A 22,523-nucleotide genomic window follows, 5' to 3' on the forward strand; every position below is an offset into this window, starting at 1 on the left:
CCGCCGGGGCCACCGGGCGTAGGGAAGGGTGCGTCAGCCCGGAGCCCGAGTAACAGAGCCCGAGTAACAGAGTTCAAACAACTAGCGTTTAAGCAACTAAAGTTCAAGCAATATCCGGTCGTCGGCCAGGCGCTCGCCGCGGACACGTGCAAATTGATCAAGGAGGTCCTCAACCGACATCCTGGCCCTGGCGGGGTTCGCCACATCCAGGATTATCTCGCCCTCATGCATCATAATGGTCCGCGTCCCCATAGTGAGCGAATACCTCAGGTTATGGGTGACCATCAAGGCCGTGAGGGTGTAATGGCGCACGATTCTGTCCGTGAGCGCCAATATCTGCTCGGCGGTCCTGGGGTCGAGCGATGCTGTGTGTTCATCGAGCAAGAGGAGCTTCGGCTTGGCCACTGTAGCCATCAACAGCGTGAGCGCCTGGCGCTCGCCGCCCGAGAGCAACCGTACAGGGTCTCCAAGCCTTGACTCGAGCCCCAGGCCCAGCACTTCGAGGTAGCTCTTGAAGGACTTCCTCTGAGCTGCTGTAACGCCGCGCCCGAGCCCACGGCTCATCCCCCTCTTGAACGCCATCGCAAGGTTCTCCTCTATCGTCATGCTGGCGGCCGTCCCCTGCAGGGGGTCCTGGAAGACCCGGCCCACCAGCGAGGCGCGCATGTATTCAGGCAGCCTCGTGACATCGCGCCCGTCGATCTCTATGCTCCCCATATCCACTGAAAACGTCCCGGCGATCGCATTCAAAAGCGTCGATTTGCCCGCGCCATTGCTCCCTATAATTGTAACAAACTCCCCCGGGCGCAGGCTCAGGTTTATATTATTCAGGGCCACCCTATCACTCTTGGTGCCCGGGTTGAACACCTTGTGCAATCCCTTAATCTCCAGCATTGACATTTCCTGATCCACCTCCATTCAGGAGCGACCGGATGGCGACACGTGTATTTGCGCGTGACCGTAACGCAGGCGCCGCCAGGGCCACCACCACGAGGGCGGAGGTCACGATCTTCAGATCAGTCGGGGCGAAACCGGCTCGCAGCGCGAAGAAGACCGCGAACCTGTATATGATCGACCCCAGGACCGCCCCCAGGGTAGCAGCGCCTATGTTCCGGGGCAAGAGAACAACCGTTCCTATTATAACGGAGGCAAGGCCCGTGACGATCATGCCCACGCCCATACCCACGTCGGCGAAGCCCTGATACTGTGCCACAAGCGCGCCGGATAGAGCCACAAGGCCGTTGGAGAGGGACAGGCCCAGCAACTTCATGGCGTCCGTATCCACGCCAAGGCTCCTTATCATGGCCTCATTGTCGCCCGTCGCCCTGAGGGCGAGCCCTATCTCCGTCATTAGAAACCAGTCGAGAAGAAGCTTTAGTATAATAGTCAATGCCAAAAATGTGATCAATGCTACAAACGCCTCCGGGAGACCGGCGTCTTTCAGCATTGTTATCAATGTCTCGCGGCGAAGGAGCGGGATATTGGAGCGCCCCATGATCCGGAGATTTACAGAGTATAAGGCCGTCATCGTCAGTATGCCGGCGAGAAGCCCGGATATCTTTAATTTAGTATTTAGAAGGCCGGTTACACCCCCCGCAATAAGGCCAGCGAGGAGCGCCACGAGCGTGGCCAGGATGGGGTTATAACCGCCAACGATCATGGTGGCTGCAATGGCCCCCCCGAGTGGGAAGCTCCCGTCGACAGTCAGGTCTGGAAAATCCAGAATTCGAAAAGTGAGATACACACCCAGTGCCATTATGCCGAATGCAAGTCCCTGCTCGAGCGAGCCGGCCAGCGCAAACAATGACATCAAGTCAACCCCTTTACACCCAAACAGGCCAGAGAGCACACACGTAGCGTGAACCGTGGTGCCCTCCAACCCCTTTCGAATTGGCTCTTCTTTATGTAGTCCAGTCCTCGATAATATGATACTTATAATGTAATCCTCATAAGTATCATAATACGTCCCCAGCGTCCGCCAGCCAGCAATCCTTAGCCAATAACCCCCCAGCCAGACTGCATACAACAGCAGGCTGACGCGCAACAGATACGCAGCAAACACGCAACAGCCTCGAGCCTTCGCTGCTACGAGTCCTTGCTCTTACTTGATAACCTCATCGGCCTCCTTGAGCAGGCTCTCCGGCACTTTCACGCCCATAGCCTTGGCGGCCTTGAGATTTATCATGAGCTCCGCCTTGCCGAGCAGGTATTCTATGGGCATGTCCGCGGGATTCGCGCCCTTTATCACCTTCAACGCGATCCTGCCCGTCTGCTTGCCAAGCTCATAATAGTTGATGCCTACCGTAGCGAGCCCGCCCCTCTTGACCGAGTCACCCTCTCCCACTATCAGGGGGAGCTTGGCGCTCTCCGCAACTTTGACAACGGATTCGAGGGCCGACACCACCGTATTGTCGGTGGGGACATAGATGGCATCAACCCGCCCCACAAGGGACTGGGCAGCCTCATATACGCCGCTTGAATTGCTACATGAGGCTTTAACCAGGCTAAGCTTGAGCGCCTTTGTCGCCTTCTCCGCAAGGTCCACCTGGACCAGGGAGTTAGTCTCGCCAGCATTATAGACTATCCCCACCCTCTTCGCCTTTGGGGCGAATTTGAGGACCAGCTCTATCTGCTGGGCTACAGGGTTCAAGTCTGACGTGCCGGTGACGTTTGTCCCGGACTTTTCGATGCTCTTTACAAGCCCAGCAGCCTTGGGATCCGTGACCGCCGTAATCAGAATCGGGATCTTATCCGTCGCCTGGGCCGCGGCCTGCGCCGTCGGTGTCGCTATCGCCAGGATCATGTCAACCCTATCGTTCACAAACTTTTGCGCAATCGACTGGGCTACAGACATATCCCCCTGGGCATTCTGGAAGTCGTAAATCACATTCTTGCCCTCAAGATACCCGGCCTCTGCCAGGCTGTCAACAAAGCCCTTTCTCGCGGCATCAAGCGCCGGATGCTCGACAATCTGCATTACGCCGATCTTAATCTTCTTAGCCGCCTCTTTGGCCTGCACAGCCAGGGCAAGCGCCGCCACCAGCATTACAAGGGCAAGGGCGAGGGCGCACATCTTAGCGGCCACCCGCACATCTCCTGGCTTCCCCATTCTCAAAGCTCTCATAAAGCAATCTCTCCTCCCCACTCATCATGGTGCCTGTCATAGTGCCTGTCATAAACACCCGCGGTGAATATCCCGACTCAAATACCCTGATCTCCCCATACCTACCCACGCTATGCTCAGAATCTATCCTCTACTCGCTCTACGCACTTTGCCCTATCCCCTCGCCCCCCTCTCATCCTCGCTCCTGGCGCACCTGTTCTGGCCCCCTCACCCATCTGTCACTCCTATTCTGGCGCCTTCACCCATCTGTCATTCTGTCACATCACTCGCCTCACTCGCCACGCCTGCGGCCTGCAACTCACCTTGCGGAGCGTGCCAGCCATCCCACGAGTAGCTGTGCTTGGGAACCTTCAATACGAGCGAGGTCTCAGAACCCGCTATCCCGGGTATCTTCCGGAGTTTCTCCGTCAAGAAGCCGAAGAGGTCCTCGTTTGTCCTGGCTACGACCTCGATAATCAGGTCGTAAGTGCCCGTACATACAGTTATCTCCCTGACCTCTGGCATTCCTGACAGCGTTTCGATAATCCGGCCCAGATCGCTGGTGCTGACATGGACACCGACTATTGCCATGAAATTCATCCCGAGCTTGGACGGGTCAGTCACCGCGACGATCTTCATTATGCCCTCTTCGACCAGGCGATTGACGCGTTTCCTGATCGTCCCCTCGGCAACACCGAGAACCCCGGCGATGGCGGTATACGTCTCGCGCCCATCCTTCTGGAGTATTTTCATGATAGCCCTGTCAAGCTCGTCTAGGATAAATGCAGCGCGTTCCGGAGGCATTTATCTTCCTCCTGTCCATCGACCTACATCCATCTATCTACATCCATCTATCCCTGGATCATAGGATCATAACCCGGCCGCTCGCGTTTTCATGACAGCTGATTATATTGTAGTTCACTTTCCGTCATATAGCAAGCCATAGAGAACGAATTCTGTATCTAATATGCGCAGTAAATGCGAACTTTCACCGAAAACGGACTATGCAAAACAGCTACCACCGATGAACTCTCTCAGGAGCGAGTTCGCAGGCACGTCCCCGGGGTCCACCTCGAGGAAGTAGTCCAGGAACTTGAGGAGCCGCTTGGCCTCGGAATACTCCGGCACCGACCTGTCGATCGCCTCGAGGAGCGGCTCCGCGTATTTCTTCAAGACCGCAAGCTCATAGGCAAGCGCCGAGTTAAACATGATGTCGGCCTCCTCCTGGAACGGGAAGATGTTCCTCTCCTCCCCCCTGCGGACGTTTGGCCAGAGCCGGATCGTTTCAAGGGCGCTATGCGACCTGAACTGGCTATCCCTGACTATACGCCTCAAGAGACGGACGTCCGTGGTTGGAATCCTATTATGATTGTCTATATTCAATTGCGTGAGGGCACTCACATATATCTTGAACTTACGGCTCTTGGGTATGGAGAGGGTGAGGCGGTCGTTCAGGCCGTGAATGCCCTCGATGATGACCGGCTGGTCTGGCCTTATCCTGAGCCTCCGCCCTGTAAATTCCCTCTTTCCTTTAAGGAAATTGAATGTTGGGAGCTCCACCTCCTCGCCCTGGATAAGCCTGGTCAGATGCTCGTTGAAAAGCTTGAGATCTATGGCTTCGAGGGCTTCGAAATCGTAACCCCCGGCACCATCCCGGGGGGTGTGCTCCCTGTCCACGAAATAATCGTCCAATGAGATCGACACAGGTCTGAGGCCGTTCACCCTCAACTGGACGGCCAGCCGCTGGGCAAATGTGGTCTTTCCCGAGGATGAAGGCCCGGCTATGAGAACAAGCCTCAGCCTGTCCCTGTTTTCTGTAATCAGGTCCGCTATCTTCGCTATCTTCTTCTCGTGAAACGCCTCGGCCACCCTGATGATATCCCCGATATTGCCCTGTGACACGATATCATTCAGGGAGGCAACATCCGAGACATTGAGGACCTGGCCCCACCTCTCAGCCTCGAAGAAGACGCTTGCAAGCTTCCCCTGTTCCGCATACTCCGGTATTCTGGTGGGGTCGCTTCTCGATGGAAACTCGAGGATGAATCCCGGCAGGTAGAACCTGAGGCGAAAGAGCTTCAGATAGCCCGTGCTCGGCACCATGTACCCGTAAGAATAGTCGCTAAACCAATCGCAGGTGTATATATTGATCGTCGGGGATTTGCGATACTCGAGAAGCCTCACCTTGTCGTGCTGGCCGTCCTTCTCGAAGAGGGCAATAGCCTCCTCCTTCGAGATGGTGTTCTTAGCAAAGGGCACATCCCTTCCGACTATCTCTCTCATCCTGGCCTCGATATTTTCGATATCCCTCTCGGTAATCGGTCTCTCCCAGTATATTTCGCCATAGAGGCCGCCTCCGAGCGAGTGCTCCACACTCACCCTGCAGCCTGCAAGGATCTCCCTGGCGGCCATAACCAGGAGGGACACGAGGCTGCGCTGGTATATCCTCATGCCATCCTCCGTCTGGAGGTCGAGGAACTCGATGGATGCATCCTCGTCAAGCGAATATGTCAACTCGCGAAGTTCATTATTGACCCTGGCGGCCACGATGGGCGATGGCCCCGGGGCCCCGTGGTCCCTGGCGATGTCTATGAGCGTTGCCCCTTTCGGGACCCTCTTCTTCTCTTCACCCTTCTCCCCCTCTATGCCCTGGATCTTCTCTCTCCGGGGGGAGATTATGCTCAGCGTTATGAAGGAATCACGAGACACTTCGAGTCCCCGCCTTTCTACCTCAAATAAATATCACCCCAGCTAAAGCCGTTTTCATCCTCTGTTGGTGCCGCCGAAGGCGGCATGGGCGTCTCCCCTGAAAATGTGTGTATTGTGTATTGTGCATTGTGTATATTGTGTATTATACCTAGCTTATTCTACCTGCTTTTGACTCCCCAGGCAAGATGGCCCCTGCCCTGGTCCCCGATTGGTGAACCCTGAGCGCTCTGAGCCGGCCGGCCCCGTCCTGCATCCCGAGCCAGCCGATGGAGTTTGATGTGGCGACGCGAGATGTTGACGCGGGCTATTTTATTTTATTTTAATAGCTGCCTTAAGTTTTGATAAAGGATAATTTTCATGGCAAACTTGAGGAAGAATTAAATAATAAGTAAAGGGTAGAGTCGGGAACAAAATTAGACCAACAGGTTGAGGGTATCAGGCGAAAAAAGCTAAGGACTAAGATAACAGACGAGGAAGATAACGGGCGAGGAAAACGCGAGGGAGAAAGCAGGGCGTTTATCATGAAACAGAGCCATGCGGACGTAACCTTGAATTTGAACTCGATTTCGAACCGTTTGAAAGGGCCTATAACTGGCCTGATCTCATTCTTCACAAGCCTGGCTACATTCTTCAGGGTCGTGACCGGGGTTTTCCCCGTCGTGTCCGCGGAATTATCAAGGTGGGAGCTCAAACTCGAAACGTGCCCGGACCTGGAGCTGAGAGCTCAGGCGCTCGCCAGCATCCGCCTCAAGCGTTTCCACGCCCAGGGTGGGAGCATATATGCCCTTCTCCACCCGGTGCCCCCGGGTATGCGGCGACAGGTTATAAACCTGATAGTGGCATTTCAAACGATAAGCGATTACCTGGACAATCTCTGCGATTGCGTGGGGTGCCTTGATGAACAGGCATTCAGGTCCCTCCATATGGCCATGATCGACGCACTCAACCCTGGTTCTGGCCATGGCTGGGGGCATGGCCCGCACCATGGCCCTGATGCCGCCCTGGGTGCATGCACATACTATGAAACTTTTCCGCACCGAGACGATGGGGGCTACCTTGAAGCCCTGGTGAGCGAGTGCTGGAAAAACGCGAGGGATTTGCCGGCCTTTGATACAATCCGGGCCGAGGCGAGCCGCCTCACAGGCCTTTATTGCGACCTCCAGGTCTATAAGCATCTTGACCCGGCAATCAGGGAGACCCGGCTCATAAGATGGTTCCAGGCCTACGAGTCCCAGTTCCCGGGGATTTACTGGTGGGAATTCGCGGCCGCTGCCGGCTCTACCCTGTGCGTTTTCGCCCTCTTCAGTTCCGCAGCCCGGGGACGGGAGCACGGCCGCCTCTCGGAGAGAGAGGTCCAGGCTATAGTCAAGGCATACTTCCCCTGGATTTGCGGCCTTCACATACTATTGGACTACATCATCGATCAGAAGGAGGACGAGGGCAACGGCGCCCTAAACTTCGTCAGATGTTACCCCAGCGATGAAATCAGGGATACGCGGCTCAAATTCTTTGTGGCCCAATCCCTCGCGAAGGCATCCTTCCTCCACAACCCCGGATTCCACAGGACCGTGGTTAAAGGCCTTTTGGCCCTCTACCTGTCAGATCCCAAAGTTGAGGCGCAGGGCATGCGCTGCCTCGCTGACGAGCTCCTTGCGATAGCCGGCCTGGACGCAAAGGTCGCCCGCTGGCTCTGCACCCAGCTTCGACGCATAAGAATAATCTAACTAACTAACTAACTAACTACTTACTTACCTACCTACCTACCTGCCTGCCTGCCTGCCTGCCTGCCTAGCTACCCGACTATCTACCTAATGCCTCTCTGCTTCCTGTCTACCTGTCGCGGATCAAGACCTGGTCCGCGACAGCCTCCAGATAGGTCTTTGAGAACCCGTCAGGCATCTCGGCCAGGCAGGCCTTGGCCTCCTCTACATGATGCCCGGCCCTCTGGTAGGCGTAATCAAGCGCGCCGCTCGCGCGCGCCCACTCACATACGGTTTTAATATCATCGCGGGAGGGCTGGCGCCCCGCCAGGATCCTCTTTACCTCCGGCGAAAACCTCACATCCCGCAGCATATAGAGAACGGGGAGAGTCAAAACACCAGATAGAAGATCGAGCCCGGCTGGCTTGCCCGTAGCCCCCTCCTCGCCAGTGAAGTCAAGCAGATCATCGGTTATCTGGAACGCACAGCCCAGCTCAAGCCCGTATCTCATCATCGCCCTTGCCTGTCTCTCGGGGGCCCGCCCGATGATGGCGCCGGCGTAACAAGAAACCCCCATGAGGTGAGCCGTCTTCTTGCGGATCTGGTCCATATAATCTGCCTCGGTGAGGTCGCAGTTGAATGTCTGGCACGTCTGCTCGATCTCGCCCTCGCACATAACCGCAATCGCCTCAGACATGAGCCTTACAAGGCCGAGCCGCCCGTCATGGTCCAGCCGGCCCAGGGTAGTCAATGCGCGGGCAAACAGAAAATCACCAGCCAGGACCGACACGTGATTCCCCCACAGGGCGTTTACTGTTTCCCTGCCCCTCCTGGTACGCGCCCCGTCTATAATATCGTCGTGGATGAGGGAGGCCATGTGGATTAACTCGGTGGTGGCGGCCACCTCTATAGCCCCCTCGGGGTCATGCGGGAAGAAACGGGCAGACAGGATTACAAGCAAAGGCCTGATCCGTTTGCCGCCCCCGGCAATAAGATACCTACACAAGTCGCCGATGAAACGAGATTGCGCCGATGCTAACTCCCGGAGCCGTTCCTCAACCTTCTCCATATCGGCGACGATCTCCGGCATGGTAAGGTTCCCGGCCTGCGGGGTCTTGAGTCTCTCAGCCACCTGGATGCCCACTGTCAGAAATCCTCCTAATGATCACAAGATTTGGCTGCAGGTTCTACGAATCTTGCAGTAACCCCTGGCAGTCCATACCGGCTCTGCCCTGGTAATCTGCGCTGGCAAGGGTTACAGGACCTGCAGTCTCTACATTAGTGTGACCACTTTTTGCCGCGGGCAACCAGGGAATAGGGAATATGGTCGCATGAATATGGTCGCATGCATAATACGGCTGGCGCCCCGCCTGAGTGGCGGGGCGCCATAAACCCGGAATTCTAAGGTTTAAAGCTCCTTTATCCGTTCGCATGCCTTTTTAAGGGCGGGGTGTAACTCCGTATCGACCTTTGGCATCAGGACCTCGAGGAGCTTGTCGCAGGCCTCAGCCTTATCCTTGAACACCTTGTCGGCTACAGAAGCGTCAACAGCCTGCTTGAATGCGTATTCGATGCTCTGGCCCATCTTTTTTGCGGTCAGGAAGATATCCTCGTACTTCTTTGTGCCCTTCTTGCCCCCGAAGAGCCCGGACAGAAATCCCGCCATGCTTCATAAACCCCCTCATCATGTTTGTATAGCACTTAGCCTATCCCTTCCATAGGCACCCCTCATGTACCCTACGCGCCCTGCTCAATTTGTTTCTATTTATTTCTATACATCATATCTTGCTTTGCCGCAATTCTTCTTCGACGTATGTGTAAATAATCCTTCCATGGAATCCGAGGAGGCCCGAGAAAAAGTGCTAAGATTTGCTTGATGCCGGGATGCATCGCGTCCTGTATAATATTTTAGGAGTAGCGGAGCGGCCGCAGGGGTTTACCCAGGTGGGCCCGGACTGGATAGCGGCGCACCGCTCCGTCACATGAGCGCGGACTTTTGGGAGAGGGGAGAATTGAACCATGCCTTACAGAATATTTAGGATAATAGCGGCGATCCTCCTGGGCGCCGTGATAATAGCCTTCTCGCTCCAGGCCCTCGGGCGGGGGACGACAGGCAACGGGCGAGGCGGGTGGCCCTTTGATTCAGGCTCGACACCACGGGAGGCGAGCCCACAGGCGAAGGAGGGTAACGATGAGACCATGAACACCGGAGACAATTCCTGGCCCGGATCCACGGATCATGGCGGGCGCGAGAGCCTATCCAGCTCGCCTGACTATGAGCCGCTGAGGGAACAGCTCACTGACTACATCGCAGCGACTGGGGCGACCTACGGGATCTATTTCAAGGACCTTAAATCCGGCACGACTATGGAGATCAATGCCAGCGAGCCCATAACGGCGGCAAGCACAGTTAAGATCCCTGTTGTATTGTACCTGAACGAGCTTATAGCCCAGGGCAAGCTGGACTGGGATGACAGGGTCACGTATTACAAGGAGAGCGACTACCAGGATGGGGCCGGCATACTGCAATTTACGGCGCGTGACGGCGACCGATACTCCCTGAGGGTGCTCGCAAACCTGGCGATCACCATAAGCGATAACGTCGCCAACAGGATGCTCATGCGGTATTTGGGGAAGGAGAATATAAAGCTGTATATGGAGGGGATCGGCGGGAAGACGGTATTCCCGGACGGGGCGAATATTACCACGGCTGCCGATATGGGCGCCTACATGCAGGCTGTCCTCGACTTCAACGAGCGGCACCCGGAGCTTGGGGCGCGCCTCCTGGATGACATGTCACACCCCATATATCATGTGGGTCTTCCGGGAAAGCTGCCGGAGAATTTGACAGTCGCCCATAAGGAGGGCGATGTGTGGGGTGTAGCCAACGACGCTGGCATAGTATTCGCACCACGGCCTTACATCCTCGTTGTGCTTTCAAGGGGGATTTACGATCTGGACCAGGGTTTCGGGAACATAGCCCAGATATCACGGATGGTATATGATTACCAGATGAACATTTCGAACTAAAGCCGTTCTGACCACGGAATCTGTGATCCCGAATCCCAGATTCTGTGATATAATATATTCATAGAGAATTATAGATAAGTTGGAGGAGCTAATGTCTTAACGACTGCCCGCCTCTGAGAGAAGCGGCTTGAGTAGGGGGTGGGCTTCCTGGTGGGGTATCTGCCATGATAAGCAAGGAAAAGAAAATCGAAGCACTCGGCAACTTCACAGCGATGGTAGCAAATAACCCGGCCCTGACATACCTGATGGGGTACCTGACGGGACAGGTGGATCGCGTTCATTTCGTCAGGGACCTTGGCTCAGCCAAGATCGCAGTCAGGATATCCCAGGGCAGGGTTACCGTCTGGCCCGCTGAACCGTTTCGCGCTACTGTATCCGGGTTGATCATCCTCAACCCGATCTCTTTTGCAGCTGCAGTGGCCAATATGGAGGACCCTATATGTGTGTCATTGAGTTTCGAAGACCTTGAGAACACGCCCTGGTACCAGGAGGTCCTGCTCCCCGATGTCTCATATGTAAAGAATGCGGAGGAAGCCGCGGAAGATAAGGTGAAAGAGCTCAGGTCCGAAATGGACATGACCCTGGACATGTACAGGGAGTGCAAGAGATTATTGGAAAAAGACACGGGTGACAGGCGCAAAGAGCTTGATTATTACCTGACCGTTGCCCAAAACCAGCTGAGGGAGCTGAATCGCCAGCTCGAGCAGGTCATTCTGCAGATAAACCGCTTCGCAAGGAGATGAAAAACCCGTACACCTGCTGTGCCCTATACTGCCCCCCGCTCGCGCAGCCTGTCAAGCGCCACGCCCTACCAAGTTCGACAGGACCCCCCGAATCCCTCCGGCAGCCGGAAACAATCCTGGGCCGTCCCCGGCCACCATACCAGGCCGTCGCCTAAATGATCATGAGCGCTGATTTAGCGAGTCATGCACCGCCCACATCGCTCGTATATATTCATAAGGCGCCTATTCATAAAGCGCCACGACTATACGGGAGCTACGGCGATCACGATCCGATCATACATACGTGAATGGAGCCAGGAGGGTAACCTGTGAAGCGCACGAAAGCCCCCGCCAGATTATTTACCAGACCACCTGCATCCATTCTGGCGATACTGGCTGCTCTGGTCGTGGCTGGTCTAGTCTTGAGTCTTGCGCCCCCTGCTGCGCGGCGTGTTGCAGCTAAGGGCTCTGCAACGTTCAAGGCCTGCCCCCTGCAGTGTGAGATCGACAGGGAGCTCTACCTCGAGGACCCGCCACTGAGGGGCCACGATGTGATTGAACTCCAGCTGCGCCTCAGACAGCTCGGCCTCTACAAGGGGAAGGTCGATGGGGTTTTCGGCAGGTCCACGGCCCAATCCGTCAGGAGGTTTCAGTTACGGGCTGGCCTCAGGCCGGACGGGGTCGTGCGGAGCGAGACATGGGATAAACTGGGGGAAGGCATCCGCGCCCCGGTGATTCAGGCCGCCACCCCCCGCCCGCCGGGCAAGGTCAAGCTCGTCGTGAACGTTGATGAACTTACCCTGACGGTTTATTCGGGTGAAAAGGTATACAAGACCTACCCCATCGCGATCGGAGAGTGGACAACGCCCACCCAGCTTGGCGAGTTTACGATAATAGACAAGGGCTACAATCCGGGCGGGCCGTTCGGCACGAGATGGCTCGGCCTCAACGTGCCCTGGGGGAGCTACGGTATCCACGGGACGAATCGACCCTGGAGCATCGGAACGGCCGCAAGCCAGGGGTGCATCAGAATGTTCAACGAGCACGTGGAGGAGGTATTCGACCTGGTATCAATAGGCACAAAAGTCATCATAACAGGGCAGTATCTCGAGGAGGACCTGGTCACCGGGGTTGAACGCGAGTTGAGGCCGGGCGATACAGGCAAGGACATCAGGTATGTGCAATACCGCCTGCGCCAGGCGGGTTTCGATCCCGGTCCCATTGACGGGTGGTTTGGCCCGGGAATGCAGAATGCAGTCAGGCGATTACAGGATTTTTATTGTTTGCCCGAAACCGGCGTGGTTGGCGTAAATGAGCTCTATGTCCTGGGCCTGCGCTGAGGGGAACCGCTCTGGGACTGGGAAACCGTCCCATTATTATAGTCCTATATTATACCCTATAACCCGGCCATGCCGCGACCCGGCCCAGATGGGTCCGGATGGGTGGCGCGCGGGGGGATGAGGGTGGAAATGTGGAAATGAGGATGGGGGTGGGCGTTGGGATGAGAATTACAAGAATAATGAGGATCATAAAATGGGTTGTGATAACCCTTTTGACGCTAGGGGCCTGCGCGGCCGTCGGGATCCCGCTCGCCCACCCCGAGGTCCTGCCACCGCACCGCTACCACCCCCGCGCCGTCTACTACAGGCTCCGGGGCATTACAGTACATCCCCTTGTGCCGGTAGATCCTGACAAGAAGCAGGATCTCGAGGTATGGGAGACCGATTGGCCCGTGGAGGCCACCGGCAAGGTCCCGTACCGGGAGTTCTTGAAGAGATTGATCGCCGAGTTCAGGGGGCGCTACCCCAATGTCTCAATCGAATGCACCTTCCTACCATTCGGCGACTCAGATGAGAGGCTCAGGTCCGCCCTGGACATGGCGAGCCCTCCCGATATATATATTGGACCTTTCAATCCCCTCGTCGCGACAAGCGGCCTCGGCGTGCCGCTGACGGTCTTCCTCCCGGAGGAGCAACGGGCAACCCTCGAGCCTGCGGCCCTGGACCTTGTAACCTGCCGGGGAAACATTTGGGCCTGGCCAAGGTGGATTGAGCTATGGGGATGGGCGGGCAATGCATCGCTCCTTCGAAGGGTGGGCGTTGACCCCGAGGCCATAATCTCAGACGGCTGGACCTGGGAGGAATTCCTCGAGATAGGGCGGAAGCTGGTCCAGGGAAACGTCTCTGCGGGCCCCGGGCAGAAGGTCTATGGCCTCGCGCTGGACACGACACGCACCGATGCGTTTGAACACCTCTTGTTAAATGACGGCGTCCCTCCGCTGGGATGGACCAGGACCCAGCTAGCGGAGACAGCTGTCTTCCTTGAAAACCTCCGCAGGGAGGGGATAACGCCGCCGGAGCCTGGCGAGGCCTCCAGGGAGCTGTTGAAGCTGTTCTGGGAGGGGCGCGCGGCAGTGATAGGGCCTGCCGGCCCTGCGCTTACGCGTCACCTGTGGGAGAGGCAGGCGCGCATGAGGCTGCGCCAGGCCAGCTCAGGTGCGGTCACGGGCGTGGGCGCGGCGAATCCCATAGACTCGAGTCTTGCGCGGGTTGAGCCCGTCCTCCTTCCCATTCCGTCAAGGACTCAGGAGCTCAGGGCAACGCCCGCCGCGACGGTGGCTCTCCATATCTTCCGGCGCCCCGGGCGCGGTGCGGCGGCCGACGAGAGGGCCCGCGTCGCTGTGGAGCTAGCCCGGCACCTGGCCTCAGGACGCGGGGCCTGGCTGGCGGCGAGATTGAAGGCCGTCCCGGCCTCCAGGGCGGACCAGGCCTGGTGGGCTGATGATTTCCAGTTCGGCCCCCTCGGCGGCCTCTTCATTCGAGAGGGTTTGAAGCACGCCCGGTCAGTAACGCCTGACCTGCCAGGTGATGTCGAGAAGCTCGACACGCTAAGGAAGCATGTGCTCGGGCCAGCCCTCGCGCAATTCTGGCACGGCAGGATCAATGCATCCCAGCTGGCAGAGGAGGTCGATGCGGGCGCTGCGCCAGGATCTCCAGGGCCTCCCGGTCGTCCGGGGCAACGATAACGGGCCTCTCGAGCAGTTGTTCGAGCTTCCTGGTGCCCTCTCCGCCGGTGTAATCGCGCCGCCCTGCCCAGCTGGCGTTTATGACGACCACGACCTTGCCGGCATCCGCGGCTTGTATGGCCACATCCAGGTTCCTGAGGTTGCCGTTGCCAAATGGGATATTCGCCAGCACAATCACGTCTGACTCCCGCACGACTTCGAGATTCCGCTGGTGCTCCTCCTCGCCGATATAGGAAAACGGAGGGGCCTCGACGACATCAACACCCAGGGCTCTCGCCGCCTCCCAGTCACTGTCGCCTATATTCAACACGCCCGCCGTCACCCGGAAGCCCATATTCACCAGCCCCTCGAGGAGAGCTGCGCCCATTCCTCCCCCTCCGATCACATGAACGCGGGTCGTTCCCCGCCCCGCAGGGTCCACCGGGCCCGCGCCAGGTTCCGCGCCCGGGCCTGAGAGCAGCACAACCTGGGGCCGCCCGGAGAGGATGTGGCGGGTGATGAAGACCTCACTCCCGTAAGTAGCCCGTATATTATCCCTGGTGATCACCTCGGCAGGAGACCCGAGGGCGAATATCTTACCTTCCTTAATAAGAATAAGCCTGTCAAAATAAAGCGCGGCGAGATTCAGGTCGTGGAGGGCCGCTATCACGGTAAGCCCCTTCCCTTTATTGAGCCCCTTCACCATATCAAGAATTTCTATCTGATGCCCGATGTCCAGGTGGGAGGTTGGCTCATCCAGGAGGAGCACCTCCGGTTCCTGGGCGATGGCCCTCGCGATCATCACTCGCTGCAGCTCCCCGCCGGAGAGCTCCGTGACCGGGCGGTGGGCCAGACTCGAGGTCCCCGTCATCTCCATGGCCTGCCTGACCTTTTCGAAGTCCCCGGCCCTCTCACGCTCGAACCGCGAGAGGTGTGGGTACCGACCCATCAACACCATATCCTCCACGGTGAAGTCGAAATCGACGGGGTTTTCCTGGGCGACGGCAGCCATGCGCCGGGCCACGTCCACCTGCTTAAACAGGGACAGGTTCTTCCCGTCCAGGAGTATCTCACCGAGACGCGGGCGGAGAACCCGGCTGATTGCCTTCAGGAGGGTTGACTTGCCCGAGCCATTTGGACCGATCAGGCCGACAAGATCACCGCGCTCCACCTGAAACGTTATGCCATCGAGGGCTATGCTGGAGCCATATGAGCAGGTAAGATCGCATATGACGAGGTGCACTGATGCCAAGGGTAGTACATGCCTCCTTGTCCTTGAGTCGCCGCCGCACACTATGTTACCGTGCGAACCATGTTGTTGCGCCCACCATGTTGTTGCGCGCACCATGCTGCCGCATGTATTATACCACATGAGGCCTCCGGGCGCCACCAGCCCGGGTCCTCGGGTCCTCGGGTTCTCATGCCCCATACCCCACTACCCCACCCGTGCCATTGACATCACCCCGGTGCGGTGGTATCATGAGACTTAATTCTTGAATCTTGAGGAGAGGAGCTATTCTTGAGATGCAATGGGTCTACATAAATGGCAGCTTCTATCCCAAACCCGAGGCTAAAGTCTCGGTTTTTGATCACGGTTATCTCTATGGCGACGGGGTTTTCGAGGGTATAAGGGCGTATAACGGGCGCGTGTTCAAGTGCAAGGAGCATATCGACAGGCTCTTTGACTCGGCCAGGGCGATAGCCCTCGAGATTCCCATGTCGAAGGAAGACCTTACCGAGGCCATGCTCGAGACCATTCGCAGGAACGGGCTCAGGGATTGCTATATAAGGCTTGTGGTCTCGCGCGGCACGGGCGACCTGGGGCTGAGCCCAACGAAGTGTCCCGAGCCGACCATCGTCATCATCGCGGACTCCATCTCCCTGTATCCTGACGAGATGTATGAGAACGGGATGTCCATAATAACATCGTCGGTGCGGCGAAATAGCCCCGCAAGCATCGACCCTCAGATAAAATCCCTGAACTACCTCAATAATATCCTGGCCAAGATACAGGCCAACAATGCCGGCGTGCCCGAAGCCCTGCTCCTGAACGAGAATGGCCTCGTCTGCGAGTGCACGGGGGACAATATATTCATAGTCAAGGATGGTGCGGTCATAACCCCGCCGATCTATGTGGGGGCGCTGGACGGCATCACGCGGCGGGCCGTTATGGACATTTGCACCAGGCTGGGCATACCGTTCCAGGAGAAGGAGATCACCCTGTTCAATGTGTACGGCGCTGATGAGTGCTTCCTGACCGGCACCGCGGCCGAGCTGATCGCGGTCACCAGGGTTGATGATCGCGTAATCGGGAGCGGCAAGTGTGGGCCCGTCACGGCAAGGCTGCTCGAGGAGTTCCGGAAGCTCACGCGGTCTGAAGGCCGGGAGATATACTGAGCCAGCGCACACCGGGCGTCTAGGCGTGGTCCTTGCAGCGTCAGCGGGACCCTACAGAAGGCAATGCAGAAGGCAATGCGAAGGGGGAAATAGGGGGACCCCGTCAGGGGGTGCCCCTGAGGGGGCACCCCGCTTCTGATTGCTGGGTTGCATCTTTCGAGTGATTGCTGCGGTGATTACATGGCTTACATTTTTAAACAGCAACTTTGGACCCTATATTCAATATATTTTAATGAGATTTTTCATCTATAGTGTCGACACAGCAGGTGCTGCCCCTTGTATTATCAGCAAGGTAAAAGCTATGGGGCTCAGCAGCCCTTACCTGTGGGGCGGTTGCCTTCGTAATTACAATCGCCTCGCCCTCGATGGCAAAGAGGATGTCATCCCATGCCTGGATGCCAAGTTTCTCCCTCATATGGAGGGGTATTTCGATCGACCCGTCAGTGAACATCTTTATCCGTTCCCTTGATACATCTCTTCCTGCGCTTTCTTCTTCCTGCTCCCCTGGTATGCATGGACTAGTATCCAACGGGGTCCTCTCCTTTCATATATTATTATGGTTGGTATTGGCGGGTCTTTACTTCTTCCATTATATAGAATATATGGGGTAAATCAAGGGGTTTCGGGAATATTCGAGACAAAAAATTACTTTTTTGTAAAATAATTATTATAGGATATACCGCCGCCTTACGAATGTATACTACAAGTGCAGTGGGTGGACGCATGAGCGCGTGGCGCCGGGTGGTATCCCTTATTTGGTGAGCCTCACCCGCCTGACAAAGGCTGCATACGCCCTATTCCCCTCTACGTAATTAACGTGGAAGAGCCTGTTGTCGGGCGTTACAAACTCGTCTCCGGGGTAGACGCGGAAATCGACCACCATGAGAAACTCCAGGGTATCCTGGTCATATATCTCATAATATGGGTATTCACGTTGCTGGTTATCAGAATGCCGGAGATCCTGGGGCAAATTGGGCAAATTGATCTCCGGTATTTCCCCCCCGAAATCCGCAATATCGAGCCCCGGCGAGGCTACAATAATTAATAGCATCATAACCAGGAACAACAGGCAGGCTGATGCGCGGGAAGAAAATTTAAATGGAAATCTATGACCATTCAAGCTGGTCACCACCGCTTAGTCTAGATAGTATTGATATTTAGCATGCCCATATTTCGCTTGAGGTTTTCGCCAACTGCTATGCCATATGCCACTAGAATCAAGGATTAGTAATGATTGACCTGCACGAGAATGCCAGAAGGAGAAGGTCACAGATCTAGCGAATTTGTCAGGTGTGCCAGGTAGGATGCCAGTAGGATGGGGATGGGTGGTGCCGGGTGGCATGATCAGGTGGCATCATGATGAGATGATCCGGGTAGATGCCACGCGAATTCGGACTCTGGATCTCAGCGCTGCAAGGGAAGCGGGGGAGGGCCTTGGTTTTGTATTCAGGTTTCGAAACGAGTATTGGGCGCATGCTGGTGGCCTCGTCACAGGAGGGGGTCGTCAGGCTCCTCCTGCCGACTGAGCCTGAGGCCGAGTTCTTTGCCTGGCTGCGCAGGGTATTTGCTGGGGAGGGCCTCGGCCAGGACGAGGAGGACGGTGAAGGGGCGGGCGGCATCAACGCTCTCGCGATCGCCGAGATCAATGCCTACCTTTCGGGCAGGCTCAGTACCTTTTCCGCGCCGGTCGATATGCGCGGCAGCGATTTCAGGCGGGCTGTGTGGCGCAAGATAGCCGGAATTCCTTACGGCAGGACGGCCACCTATGGTGAGATCGCAGCGGCCATCGGAAGGCCCGGGGGTGCAAGGGCGGTGGGCGCGGCAAGTGGGGCCAACCCTGTCCCGATTATCATACCATGTCACCGCGTAATCGGGGCCGGGGGAAGCCTCGTCGGCTATGGGGGCGGACTCGAGTTGAAGAGGCACCTTCTGGACCTGGAGGCTCGTTGCATGACTTCAAGGTAGTAGGGGTAGTGCCCAACCGGACCCCCATGCAGACTACTTTTGGGGGAGGCCAGGACTTGATGGATAATATGAGTAATAGTATGAGTAATCAGGGAGCAATTGAGCGGGAGACAGCACAGGGGGCCCAGGGGGCAATAAAGGTAACAGCAACAGAGGTAATAGAGGAGGTGATATCGCTCCCGGGCTCGGATGCAAGCCTGAGCTTCTTCATGGAGGATTGCCTGGAGGGGATGACAAAACGGCTCTCGCCCGGGTCGGTTGACGTTGTAGTGACATCCCCTCCATATAATCTCGGGGTGAAATACGGCAGGTATGATGACACGATAGACCGGGATAGGTACCTGTCATGGACGCGGAGCTGGGCCTCAGCCGTGAAACGTGTGCTCGCGGACGGGGGTTCGTTTTTCTTGAATATAGGCTCCAAGCCAACAGACCCCTGGGTGCCCTTCGAGGTGCTCGGCGCCCTGCGGGATATCTTCTGTCTCCAGAATGTAATCCACTGGATTAAGTCGATAGCTATAGCCCGGGAGGATATGGGGAATTACCCCGGCACCGGGTGCGACATATCCGTCGGGCATTATAAACCCATCAACAGCGACCGGTTTTTGAACGATTGTCATGAATATATCTTTCACCTGACAAAATCAGGCGACGTCGAGCTGGACAGGCTCTCGATAGGCGTCCCATACCAGGACAAGTCCAATGTCGCCCGCTGGAGCCGCGATGGCAGCGCGAGGGACCTCAGGTGCCGCGGCAATACATGGTTCATCCCATATGAGACCATACGGAGCCGCGATGATGAGCGGCCACACCCCGCTACATTCCCGCCCAGGCTTCCGGAGATGTGCATCAAGCTACACGGCCTCGATCGCTGTAACCTCGTGATGGACCCGTTCCTGGGGATCGGGAATACCGCCATCTCCTGCGCGCGGCTGGGGAAGTCGTTTATCGGTTTCGAGATAGACCCCGACTATTTTGCGGAGGCGATTGCCCGAACGCGGCGATTGCATTCTTGAACCCCTCCACAACCGCGCGGACGCTGGCCAGCGCGTCAGGTCCGGTGCCCATGCTCATGGTCGCCTCGTGGATGGCCTTGACTACCGCGCTCCCGATTATCACTGCATCGGCGTAGCGGGCCACCCGGCGGGCGTGCTCGGGCCTCGAGATTCCGAAGCCCACCGCGAGCGGCTTATCCGTCAGGCTTCTTACGCGGCCTATGAAGCCCTCCAGCTCTGCGGATAGAGAATCTCTCGTGCCCGTAACCCCCGTCAGGGATACGCAATATATAAAGCCCTGAGCGATGGCTGCCGCCGCCCGGATTCGCTCCTCGGTGCTGGTCGGCGCGACCAGGGGGATGAGATCCACAGAAGGGCGGAGTCCCGCCATGGCGTTGATGAGCGCGGTGCTTTCCTCTTCGCCCGCTGGGAGGTCGGGGACTATGAGGCCGTCAACGCCGGCGGCTGCGGCATCCCTGACGAATTCAGCGAGGCCGTAACGGTAGATCGGGTTAAGGTAGGTCATCAGGACCAGGGGAATCTCGGGAAGGTCCTCCTCATATCTCAAGGAATCCACAAGGGACAATATCTTCCCTACGTTTGTGCCGGAGGCCAGGGCGCGCGTGGAGGCCGCCTGGATCACAGGGCCGTCGGCGAGCGGGTCTGAGAAGGGTATGCCAAGCTCGATGACATCGGCTCCCGCCCTTGATATCTCCTTCACAAGGTTGAATGTTGTGTGGATGTCTGGGTCCCCGGCGCAGATGTATATGATCAGACCCTTTTTGTTCTGAGCACGTAGCTCCCTGAATCTCCTCTGAAGCCTCGAGTCCGTGGCGGTATTCTCACTCATAACGCCCTCACTCCTTGTCCTTGCATCATCGAATACATCCTTGCATGGCCTGCATGGCTTTTTCCACTGTCTCGACATCCTTGTCGCCGCGCCCGGAGAGGCAAACGACGACTATATCACCGGGCGTTGTCTGCGGCAGGAGTTTATCTAGGTACGCTATGGCGTGCGAGCTCTCGAGCGCAGGTATGATCCCCTCGATCTTTGAGAGCATCAGGAACGCATCCACGGCCTCCTCATCGGTGGCTGAAACGTAGGTCGCCCGCCCGGTTTTCTTGAAATATGCATGCTCGGGCCCAACCCCTGGGTAATCGAGGCCGGCTGATATGGAATATGCGGGCAAGACCTGACCATCGTCGTCCTGGAGGAGGAAGCTTTTGGCCCCGTGCAGCACCCCGGGGCTCCCGGCTGTGAGCGTTGCTGCGTGCTTGCCCGTCTCGATGCCCAGCCCTGCGGCCTCAACGCCTATAAACCTGACGTTTGAGTCATTCACGAATGGGTGAAAGAAACCCATGGCGTTGCTGCCCCCGCCCACGCAGGCGACCAAATAGGATGGCAACCTTCCCTCGATTGCGAGGACCTGTTCCCTGGTTTCCCTGCCGATAACTGACTGGAAGTCCCGGACCATTGTTGGGTAGGGGTGAGGCCCGACCACCGAGCCTATTACATAATGGGTCGTGGCCACGTTTGTCACCCAGTCGCGTATCGCTTCGTTGATCGCATCCTTCAGCGTGCGGCTTCCCTGGGATACAGGGATTACTTCCGCGCCCAGCAGCCGCATCCTGAAGACATTCAGCCTCTGGCGCTCGATATCCTCCTCGCCCATGTACACGGCGCAGGGGATGGAGAATTTCGCACAGGCTGTTGCCGTGGCCACGCCGTGTTGCCCGGCACCTGTCTCCGCTATGATCCTCGTCTTGCCCATGCGCCTTGCGAGCAGCACCTGGCCCAGGGCGTTGTTGATCTTATGGGCGCCGGTGTGGGCCAGGTCCTCCCGCTTGAGATAGATCCTGGCCCTCCCGTAGCGTCGCGTCAGGCCCTCGGCGAAGTAAAGGGGCGTCGGTCGTCCCGCATAGCACCGCAGGTAATATTCGAATTCCTGCTGGAATGGCCCATCGGACCTGGCCGCCAGGTAGGCCTCCTCGAGCTGGCTGAGCGCAGGCATGAGGGTCTCCGGCACATATTGCCCTCCAAACGGACCGAATCTGGCCGGGAGGGCGTTGCTATCTCTCATTGCTCTCATCACGCTGGCGATCATGTTGCTGGTTCTCCTTCCTGTGAATTCGCCTTGAGCTGCTCAAGGTCAACGCAAGCTTCAGGCGGTGCGCCTTCAGCCTCCTCGATGAACCGCCGTATCTTCTCATGGTCCTTCCTGCCGCAGGTCTCAACCCCGCTCGATACATCCACGCCAAATGGCCGGACAACCTTTATGGCGTGCGCAACATTCTCAGGGGCGAGGCCTCCTGCCAGGATGACCGGACGGCGCGCCTGGCCCACGACCGAGGCGGCAACTATCCAGTCAAAGATCCTCCCCGTCCCGCCCGGATTGCCAGGAACATAGGCATCGAGGAGGAAACGGGCCACATTAGGCAGGGCAGCATATTGATCCATGGCCCCGAGAAGCTCCCTCGCCGGCTCGAGCCCGGGCCTTGGCTCCCGCTCCGGCTCCGGCCCACCGCGGGCACTACTCTCAACCCTGAATGCCTTTATAATGGGGAGGCTGAGCGCCTTGCAGTATTCGGGGCTTTCCCCGCCGTGCAGCTGGACGAGGTCGAGCCCGCAAAACCTGGCGATTTCCGCAACCCGGGCGGGGGACTCGTCGACGAAGACGCCTACCTTCTCGATATTACGCGGAAGGCCGCATGAGATTTGCCGGGCGAGCCCGGGCGGGATGTACCTACGGCTCCTTCCCACGAATACGAAGCCGATAGCGCCAGCCCCGCATCCTGCCGCAATCCGGGCCGTTTCAATATCCGATACCCCGCATATCTTGATCCATACCCGGCCCCCGCGAGAGCCCAGTTCCGGCCTGCCTCCGCACGCGTTCATGT

At 57.4% G+C, this 22,523-nt stretch carries 21 protein-coding genes; 8 read left to right on the forward strand and 13 right to left on the reverse strand.

Annotation, left to right across the window (positions count from 1 at the left end):
- Positions 1-96: 96 nt before the first annotated feature.
- From HPY71_07040 to HPY71_07060, 5 genes are all read right to left on the reverse strand, one after another.
- Positions 97-894 carry an ATP-binding cassette domain-containing protein gene (locus HPY71_07040; GenBank protein NPV53261.1) on the reverse strand — a complete coding sequence of 266 codons (798 nt, stop codon included), beginning with the start codon at positions 892-894 and terminating at the stop codon, positions 97-99.
- Positions 881-1,810, reverse strand: a complete 930-nt coding sequence (locus tag HPY71_07045) for an ABC transporter permease (GenBank protein NPV53262.1) — start codon at positions 1,808-1,810, stop codon at positions 881-883. The genes HPY71_07040 and HPY71_07045 overlap by 14 nt, the downstream gene beginning before the upstream one ends.
- Before the next feature lie 291 nt (positions 1,811-2,101).
- Positions 2,102-3,073 (reverse strand): ABC transporter substrate-binding protein, encoded by a 972-nt coding sequence (locus HPY71_07050; protein NPV53263.1) that lies wholly within the window; start codon positions 3,071-3,073, stop codon positions 2,102-2,104.
- Positions 3,074-3,373: 300 nt separating this feature from the next.
- Complete coding sequence (locus HPY71_07055) at positions 3,374-3,907, reverse strand: Lrp/AsnC family transcriptional regulator (protein NPV53264.1); 534 nt, start codon at positions 3,905-3,907, stop codon at positions 3,374-3,376.
- A gap of 198 nt (positions 3,908-4,105) precedes the next feature.
- Positions 4,106-5,758: a nucleoside kinase gene (locus HPY71_07060; protein NPV53265.1), complete on the reverse strand. Its 1,653-nt coding sequence runs from the start codon at positions 5,756-5,758 to the stop codon at positions 4,106-4,108.
- Positions 5,759-6,333: 575 nt separating this feature from the next.
- Here HPY71_07060 and HPY71_07065 point away from each other — a divergent pair.
- Complete coding sequence (locus HPY71_07065; protein ID NPV53266.1) at positions 6,334-7,536, forward strand: tetraprenyl-beta-curcumene synthase family protein; 1,203 nt, start codon at positions 6,334-6,336, stop codon at positions 7,534-7,536.
- 106 nt (positions 7,537-7,642) lie between these two features.
- Here HPY71_07065 and HPY71_07070 read toward each other — a convergent pair whose 3' ends face one another.
- Both HPY71_07070 and HPY71_07075 read right to left on the reverse strand, forming a co-directional pair.
- Entirely contained in the window at positions 7,643-8,656 is a 1,014-nt protein-coding gene (locus tag HPY71_07070; protein ID NPV53267.1) for a polyprenyl synthetase family protein, read from the reverse strand.
- A gap of 264 nt (positions 8,657-8,920) precedes the next feature.
- Positions 8,921-9,178 carry a hypothetical protein gene (locus HPY71_07075; protein NPV53268.1) on the reverse strand — a complete coding sequence of 86 codons (258 nt, stop codon included), beginning with the start codon at positions 9,176-9,178 and terminating at the stop codon, positions 8,921-8,923.
- Positions 9,179-9,711: 533 nt separating this feature from the next.
- Between HPY71_07075 and HPY71_07080 the strand changes: the two genes are divergently transcribed.
- The 4 genes from HPY71_07080 to HPY71_07095 all read left to right on the forward strand — a co-directional run bounded on the left by HPY71_07080 (position 9,712) and on the right by HPY71_07095 (position 14,289).
- Positions 9,712-10,542, forward strand: coding sequence for a serine hydrolase (locus HPY71_07080; GenBank protein NPV53269.1), 831 nt, complete (start codon positions 9,712-9,714; stop codon positions 10,540-10,542).
- Between the two features lie 164 nt (positions 10,543-10,706).
- The gene (locus HPY71_07085) at positions 10,707-11,285 is read left to right on the forward strand and encodes a hypothetical protein (protein ID NPV53270.1); all 579 of its coding nucleotides are present in this window, start codon (positions 10,707-10,709) and stop codon (positions 11,283-11,285) included.
- A 308-nt stretch (positions 11,286-11,593) separates the two neighbouring features.
- Positions 11,594-12,604, forward strand: coding sequence for a L,D-transpeptidase family protein (locus HPY71_07090; GenBank protein NPV53271.1), 1,011 nt, complete (start codon positions 11,594-11,596; stop codon positions 12,602-12,604).
- A gap of 161 nt (positions 12,605-12,765) precedes the next feature.
- Positions 12,766-14,289: an extracellular solute-binding protein gene (locus HPY71_07095; protein ID NPV53272.1), complete on the forward strand. Its 1,524-nt coding sequence runs from the start codon at positions 12,766-12,768 to the stop codon at positions 14,287-14,289.
- Here HPY71_07095 and HPY71_07100 read toward each other — a convergent pair.
- Positions 14,204-15,520, reverse strand: a complete 1,317-nt coding sequence (locus HPY71_07100; protein ID NPV53273.1) for an ABC transporter ATP-binding protein — start codon at positions 15,518-15,520, stop codon at positions 14,204-14,206. The genes HPY71_07095 and HPY71_07100 overlap by 86 nt on opposite strands.
- 272 nt (positions 15,521-15,792) lie before the next feature.
- On the opposite strand from HPY71_07100, the gene ilvE reads away from it, so the two are divergent.
- The gene (gene ilvE, locus HPY71_07105) at positions 15,793-16,665 is read left to right on the forward strand and encodes a branched-chain-amino-acid transaminase (protein NPV53274.1); all 873 of its coding nucleotides are present in this window, start codon (positions 15,793-15,795) and stop codon (positions 16,663-16,665) included.
- Positions 16,666-16,894: 229 nt separating this feature from the next.
- Here the strand turns inward: ilvE and HPY71_07110 are convergent, their stop codons facing one another.
- Positions 16,895-17,194, reverse strand: a complete 300-nt coding sequence (locus HPY71_07110; GenBank protein NPV53275.1) for an AbrB/MazE/SpoVT family DNA-binding domain-containing protein — start codon at positions 17,192-17,194, stop codon at positions 16,895-16,897.
- A 222-nt stretch (positions 17,195-17,416) separates the two neighbouring features.
- The gene (locus tag HPY71_07115; GenBank protein NPV53276.1) at positions 17,417-17,719 is read right to left on the reverse strand and encodes a hypothetical protein; all 303 of its coding nucleotides are present in this window, start codon (positions 17,717-17,719) and stop codon (positions 17,417-17,419) included.
- Positions 17,720-18,138: 419 nt separating this feature from the next.
- On the opposite strand from HPY71_07115, the gene HPY71_07120 reads away from it, so the two are divergent.
- On the forward strand, positions 18,139-18,630 hold the full coding sequence (locus tag HPY71_07120) for a methylated-DNA--[protein]-cysteine S-methyltransferase (protein ID NPV53277.1): 492 nt from the start codon (positions 18,139-18,141) through the stop codon (positions 18,628-18,630).
- A gap of 209 nt (positions 18,631-18,839) precedes the next feature.
- Positions 18,840-19,646: a site-specific DNA-methyltransferase gene (locus HPY71_07125; GenBank protein NPV53278.1), complete on the forward strand. Its 807-nt coding sequence runs from the start codon at positions 18,840-18,842 to the stop codon at positions 19,644-19,646.
- Here HPY71_07125 and HPY71_07130 read toward each other — a convergent pair.
- Genes HPY71_07130 through HPY71_07140 form a run of 3 tightly spaced genes read right to left on the reverse strand, consistent with a single transcriptional unit; the run spans position 19,576 to position 22,521 of the window.
- On the reverse strand, positions 19,576-20,475 hold the full coding sequence (locus HPY71_07130; GenBank protein NPV53279.1) for a tryptophan synthase subunit alpha: 900 nt from the start codon (positions 20,473-20,475) through the stop codon (positions 19,576-19,578). The two genes, HPY71_07125 and HPY71_07130, sit on opposite strands and share 71 nt — an antisense overlap.
- A 25-nt stretch (positions 20,476-20,500) precedes the next feature.
- Positions 20,501-21,706: a tryptophan synthase subunit beta gene (trpB, locus tag HPY71_07135; GenBank protein NPV53280.1), complete on the reverse strand. Its 1,206-nt coding sequence runs from the start codon at positions 21,704-21,706 to the stop codon at positions 20,501-20,503.
- 20 nt (positions 21,707-21,726) lie between these two features.
- Positions 21,727-22,521 (reverse strand): phosphoribosylanthranilate isomerase, encoded by a 795-nt coding sequence (locus tag HPY71_07140; protein ID NPV53281.1) that lies wholly within the window; start codon positions 22,519-22,521, stop codon positions 21,727-21,729.
- Positions 22,522-22,523: the final 2 nt, after the last annotated feature.

The sequence above is a fragment of the Bacillota bacterium genome (assembly GCA_013178125.1).
Lineage (GTDB): Bacteria > Bacillota > SHA-98 > Ch115 > JABLXJ01 > JABLXL01.